The sequence below is a fragment of the Lutibacter oricola genome (genome assembly GCF_900106565.1).
In the GTDB taxonomy this organism is placed as follows: Bacteria; Bacteroidota; Bacteroidia; order Flavobacteriales; family Flavobacteriaceae; genus Lutibacter; species Lutibacter oricola.
Genome location: NZ_FNNJ01000023.1, coordinates 1 through 5,839 on the forward strand (window position 1 = coordinate 1; position 5,839 = coordinate 5,839).

Annotated in this window: 5 protein-coding genes; all 5 read right to left on the reverse strand. The window is 29.1% G+C overall.

The window, feature by feature from the left end:
* Positions 1 to 455 (reverse strand): helix-turn-helix domain-containing protein (locus BLU40_RS16960; RefSeq protein ID WP_139170996.1); only part of this gene is annotated, 455 nt, incomplete at its 3' end.
* Positions 456 to 663: 208 nt separating this feature from the next.
* A complete protein-coding gene (locus tag BLU40_RS16965) occupies positions 664 to 1,068 on the reverse strand; it encodes a hypothetical protein (protein WP_139170997.1) in 405 nt (134 codons plus the stop codon).
* A gap of 344 nt (positions 1,069 to 1,412) precedes the next feature.
* Positions 1,413 to 2,711: a P-loop NTPase family protein gene (locus BLU40_RS16970; protein ID WP_090126583.1), complete on the reverse strand. Its 1,299-nt coding sequence runs from the start codon at positions 2,709 to 2,711 to the stop codon at positions 1,413 to 1,415.
* 190 nt (positions 2,712 to 2,901) lie between these two features.
* Entirely contained in the window at positions 2,902 to 3,276 is a 375-nt protein-coding gene (locus tag BLU40_RS16975) for a hypothetical protein (RefSeq protein WP_090126586.1), read from the reverse strand.
* 766 nt (positions 3,277 to 4,042) lie between these two features.
* Complete coding sequence (locus tag BLU40_RS16980) at positions 4,043 to 5,518, reverse strand: serine hydrolase domain-containing protein (protein ID WP_090126589.1); 1,476 nt, start codon at positions 5,516 to 5,518, stop codon at positions 4,043 to 4,045.
* Between the last annotated feature and the right edge of the window lie 321 nt (positions 5,519 to 5,839).

Genomic DNA, 5,839 nt, shown 5'->3' on the forward strand with positions numbered 1-5,839 from the left:
TTCTTGCTTTTGTTGGACTTTGAGTCTTTTGTAGAAGGCTTGTTTACTAATCCCAAAACATCCATAGAGCCATTTTCTTTTATACGGTTTTTCTTCTTTAAGGCTATCTCTTTTGCTAATGTTTTGGGCAAGGACTTTTTTGACATATCGACGCCTGTAATGAGTTCCATATCTGCGATAATATCTTGTTGGAAGTCTTTTTGAAACTCTAGTTCTTCAATACGTTCTTTTAATTTTTTAATCTCATCTTGTTTACTCATACCAGTATTTTGTTGGACTAAAGTACTGTATTTTCTTAACCAATAGGTAATAGTTGTTCTAGGAACATCATATTTTTTGCTAGCAGAATTTGTAGATATTTGACCGTTTAGAATTTGGTCAACGACAAATAATTTGGTCTCTAGGGTTACTTTTTGATAGCTTTTTTTTCGCCAGTGTTCTTTTTGTGTTTTCATAAGTGACTATAATTAATTGCTTAATTTTTAGTCAACCTATTTCAGGAAAGTTCACAGTTTTAATTATTGCCAACGGTTTTGTGTATGATTAGTTGCGGGAAAATCAGCAAGATTTTTCCGCCGTAGCACTAAGGTAATTAATTCGAGTGAATTTCCGAAAGGGAAATTCTGCCGCAATTAATTATACACGTTGTTGTGTGTTGTTGCTTTATTTTTTCAATTCGTAATTTTTAATAATTTCAAAACCTAACAAGCCTTTATTCGTGATAAATTTAATTGTTTTATATTCTGAATAATTTTTCTTTAAACTATAATGCTCTGATAAGTTTCGTTTAATTGTCTCACCATTTTTTTCAAAATATACTTTCGGATTATTTCTTCTAACTCTTTTTCTTCCTCCAGTTTTATGTTGAGTGATTTTTTCAATTTTGTATTCGATATTATTGGATTCATTCTGTTTTCCAATATAGTTCAGTCCAAGTAAGGTTCCATTTATAACATTTCCAAATATTAAAGAAGTTCCTGTTATAATTAAAAGACAAACAGAAAACATATATAGTTTCAATTTTGGTCCTTTAATTTTTCTATAGCTTTCAGGATTAAGTAATTTCATTTTCTTTATGAAATAAATTCCTAAAATTAAGCCACAAAGTATAAGACTCAGCCAAAATATAGTGTCGTTGTAAAAAGTTAAATCTAGTAATAAGTAAACTATGAAATGAAATATTCCACCGATTATTACAAACAATTTGTAATTCAATGATTTTCCTTTTTTCTTCTTTTTATGTTTCTTTTTCTTTTTCATTTCGTAATTACACACAACGGTTTTTGGTATGTTTTGTTGAGTGATTTAGCTATAAATTTAATAAATAATTACCGACCAAGAAAATCCGATAGGATTTTCGTAAGTAGGCTAGAACCAAACAATAAAATATACCAGTTGTTAGGCAATGTTATTTACATCGATAAGAATTCATCCATATCTTTTTTAGCATCTAAATATGCTTTTATCTCATCAGCTGAAATTCTAGTAATATCTGTTTTTGAAGGTTTAAAATCTTTGCTAAATGATAGTTCGGTGAATGCCTTAAAAAATGGGTTACTAAAGAAATATACATCTGCATCTTTATTATATCGTAAAATTTCAGCTCTTTCTGCAGAAATTAATTGATTTAGGTAAAGTCTAACAGTATTCAATGGATATGTTGGGTTTTCTTTTTGAACTTCAGTATGAATTTCAAACGGAGTTAATTCATCTTTTTTCTTTTCTTTTGTTAAACTTAAAATCGCTTTTAGTATCGGTTTTATTCCATAAACAGTTCCTTTCGTTATTTTTGTTGCTTTATCGTATGACGATTTAAGTGAAGAAGAATTCTTTTGTAAATAATTGTCAATTGCTTTATCTAAATCTGAATCTGTAAAGGTGTGTGTTTCCTCCACAGTTTCATATATTCCATTATTTATACACATAGATAAACATAATTGATGGCAAACAGCTCCCAAACCACTAGAATATACTATAACTCTATTTTTAACTTCTTTTAAGAACTTAACATTTAATAAAAATTCGCCTTTTTCAATTATCATTTCTAATTCGTCTAAAGACATTAAAGGGACAGGGATTTCTGATAATCTATTACTCATTTCTTTATCATAAGCAACTACTTCCTTTCCAGTTCCAACTGCTCCAATTGCAATTATTTTTGTAGTAGGGTAATTCATTGAAGAATCCATAAAAACTTTCATTAATTGAGCCAGTCTTTCTTTGTCATCACTCTCAACTTTATGAAAATCTTCGATTTTCCAACAACATTTTGCTTCACCTACAAATTCGGCAAGTCTTTGATCACTTAATTGAATAGGTACAATTCTTTTTATTGTTTTTCCTTCTTGTTTTTTGGATTCAGATTTTATTTCGGCATAACGAGATTTTAGAGAAGCTGATATTCCATTACTAACATTTTCATTTAACTCTGTAGTATAGTATCTATCTAAATAATCAAAGGCTTCAAGTTTCAATTGATCTATAGTGGTTCCTTTTGTACATTGAGAAGGAATATAACTTTCATATAATTGATTTATTTTATTTGTTAATAGAGTTGTTTTACCAGAGCCACTATATCCGTAAACAACAATTTGCATTCCAGGCGTTCTTAATGCATCAACAAGTTGTTCATTAACAATTTCTCGGTCGATAAATGTTAATTTTGCTGGTTGAGCAGGAGTAAAAACTCTATAAGTGTCATATTTTTTCATAGCTTTTTATTAATAAGAAAAGTATTTATTAGTGTTTCCTAATATTGCCTAACGGTCTTGTACAAGATTTAGTTGCGTGTTTTAGCTATAAATTTAGTAAATAATTCCCGAGCAAAGAAAGTCCGTGAGGACTTTCGTAAATGTGCTCTAACCTAGCAATTAATTTTGTACGTTGTTGCCCACAGTTTTTTTAATCAAACCCTATTTTCCTTATTCTTTCAAGATTGTTAATTTCTTTATTTAAGTAAATTTCTGAAATTTCAGGATTCTGTTTAGAAAGTAAAATTTCAAAGTATCTGTTGATATACTCTTTTTTTTCTTTCTTATCAAATGAGTAATTTCTTTCACTTCTAAAAGTTGAAGTATATCTTTTATTATCATAATAATACTCATATTTCCCGCAATTTGCGCCTCCGTTGCAATATCCGAATTCAATCATTTTTCCAACACTTATTACTCCGTATTTATCCAGCTCATCAATGTTCGTAAAATGAGTAAATATCATATAAAAAATAATACTAAAGGCAATTACTCCAATTACAATTTTTTCTTTACTCTTTTTCATTCGTGTACAGTGCTTTTTTCTTAATCAATATTGTTCAATTTATGATTTTTCAAACTAATCATCTTAATTGTGGGCAACGGTTTAGTGTAACCAAAGGTGGCTTTGGTTATCGCAATTTTTCGATTATAAAAATAATACAATTAGAATTAATAAACATTCTATTTAGCAGAAATTGCCAATTTTGGTTAAACAGTGTTGTATTTAGTGGTTTTGAGTTTCTCATTCATCATTTTAGTTTTATTTCTACGTTTCAATATTCAAATCAGTTAATTAATCATTGCTAAATCAACTTAGTTTAATAATTCATTTTGATTGGAATTAATCAAATTAGAATTTCACTCAAGAGTGATTTTCTTCGTTTTCATTGCTCAATATATTCGTTTCTGCTATTTATTCGGTAAAAGTGCTAAAATCGTTGCGTTTTAATAGGTTTTCACGTTTCAAACAATCAATTTTTATATTATGGTACAATTCTTTACGATTCATTTTATTCAGATAGAGTAGAAGTGAGTTATCAAATTATATCATCTCAGTAATTTTATAAGCTCGTGTCTCAGAAAGTCTAAATTATCAGACTTATAATACTCAAATTAGGATTATCTGAGGATAATCCGCCATTAAATACAACGTGTTTGTATATGGTTTGTTGCGTGTTTAAGAACGTAATTTAGCAAATAAAAACCTAATAGAAAATCCGCGAGGATTTTCGTAAGTAGGCTAGAACCAAGCAATAAATTATATACGGTGTTGGCAACAGTTTTTCTGTCTATTCTTTTTTCAATAATTCATTCAATACTTTCCTTGAACTTTCATTACCTAACTCTACTGCTTTTGTGTAACTTTTGATGGCTTCATCGTTCATATTATATTTTAAGTAAGCTTCTCCAAGTGAATCCCATAAATTACCATCTTTTGGGAATAGCTTTACATTAAGCTTAAATAATTCTAATGCCCAATCTGGTTTGTCCTCTTTTTTCAACCTGCTAAATCCTAGTCGATTTAGAATGGCGTGATCCTTGAATTCATTATTAAGTTTTTTCTTTAAAAACACAGGTAGTTTTGCTGCATTAGATGATGGGTTCGTTTTCATAAACTCAAAACTTAATTCATAAATATTTCTAGAAATTGGACTTGGCGTATAATTTGAATCAAAAATCATTTTACCAATTTCTCTTGCAACATATTCTGATTCAGGTCCTAAAAACACATTTGTTATGTATATGATAACTACGTCATCGTCTACAAACCTAACAAAATCTGCAAAATAAAGCCCATTACTACCATTGTGAGCAACAATTTTAGTGTCTCTTTTACTTTGAGATATTGCCCAACCATATGCATAAAATGATGTCTTTTTATCATTTTCGGCTACGTATGGTGTTTCTTGAACTAGTTTTGTGTTTGATGCTAAGACTACATTGTTTTTTAAAGCAATATTCCATTTATATAAATCCTCAACGGTAGAGTGAATATCTCCTTTACCTATACTGTACCAATGTTTGTCATTGTAAGGAAGATGCTCTTGGGTTGTTCCCCAATCTTCCCATTGTTCATCATTTCTGTTATAGTAGTAGCCGTGTGCTAGTCTTTCTGTGCTAAAATTGACACTCTTATATCCTGTACTATTCATTTGAGAAGGAACAAACAAAAAATCATTTAGAAAGGAATTATAGGTTTGTCCTGAAACTGTTTCTATTATCGCAGTGAGAATAATATAGTTGGCATTTGCATATTGATGTTTTGTTCCAGGTTTTGATTGTAATTCTGATTCAAAAAATTCTTTTAGGAACTGTTCTTTACTAGCCTCATCATACCTAAAACCACCAGTTCTATTTGAAATTCCTGATGTATGCGTTAATAATTGATGAATAGTTATATCGCTTTTGTCAATAGGTGTCTGGGCAAAATATGTGCTTATTTTATCTGATGTTTTAATTTTTCCTTGTTCTACGAGTTTTAAAATAGCCGATGCTGTAAATTGTTTTGTTACAGAACCAATATTAAAAACGGTTGATGGTGAATTAGGGATTTTATTTTTCCTATCAGCCCATCCATATCCTTTAGATAAAATAATTTTACCTTTTTTAGAGACTAAAACAACTCCAGAAAAACCATTTGTTTCGCTCGATTTCAAATAAGTGTCAATTCTATTGAATAGTTCTTTATTTGTGCTTTGAGAAAAGGAATTTAATGTTAAAAAGGTTATGAAAGCGAAAAATAGTGCTTTAATAGATGAATTCATTTAATGATTTTTTTGATTGATTGATGAATAAGTCTGTCAGTTTTCTATTATGTTACAGTTTTTATACAAATTGTTGCCAACGGTTTTTGGTATGTTTTGTGGCGTGATTAAGCAATAAATTTAGTAAATATTTACCGACCAAGAAAATCCCTTTAGGATTTTCGTAAGTGTGCAAAAACCAAGCTATAAAATATACCAGTTGTTGCCTACTTTGGCTATGCATTTAGGTGCTAAAAAATCATACTGTTGTCATTTTTATTCTGTGTTTTTTTATTAACTTAAATTTATCTTTTTAGTTTAATTAATCTTAAAATCATTATT

Excerpts from the sequence above, each read along its gene's own strand:
- BLU40_RS16965 (WP_139170997.1), bottom strand. The coding sequence starts at position 1,068 with ATGAAATTACTTAATCCTGAAAGCTATAGAAAAATTAAAGGACCAAAA.
- BLU40_RS16970 (WP_090126583.1), bottom strand. The coding sequence starts at position 2,711 with ATGAAAAAATATGACACTTATAGAGTTTTTACTCCTGCTCAACCAGCA.
- BLU40_RS16980 (WP_090126589.1), bottom strand. The coding sequence starts at position 5,518 with ATGAATTCATCTATTAAAGCACTATTTTTCGCTTTCATAACCTTTTTA.
- BLU40_RS16975 (WP_090126586.1), bottom strand. The coding sequence starts at position 3,276 with ATGAAAAAGAGTAAAGAAAAAATTGTAATTGGAGTAATTGCCTTTAGT.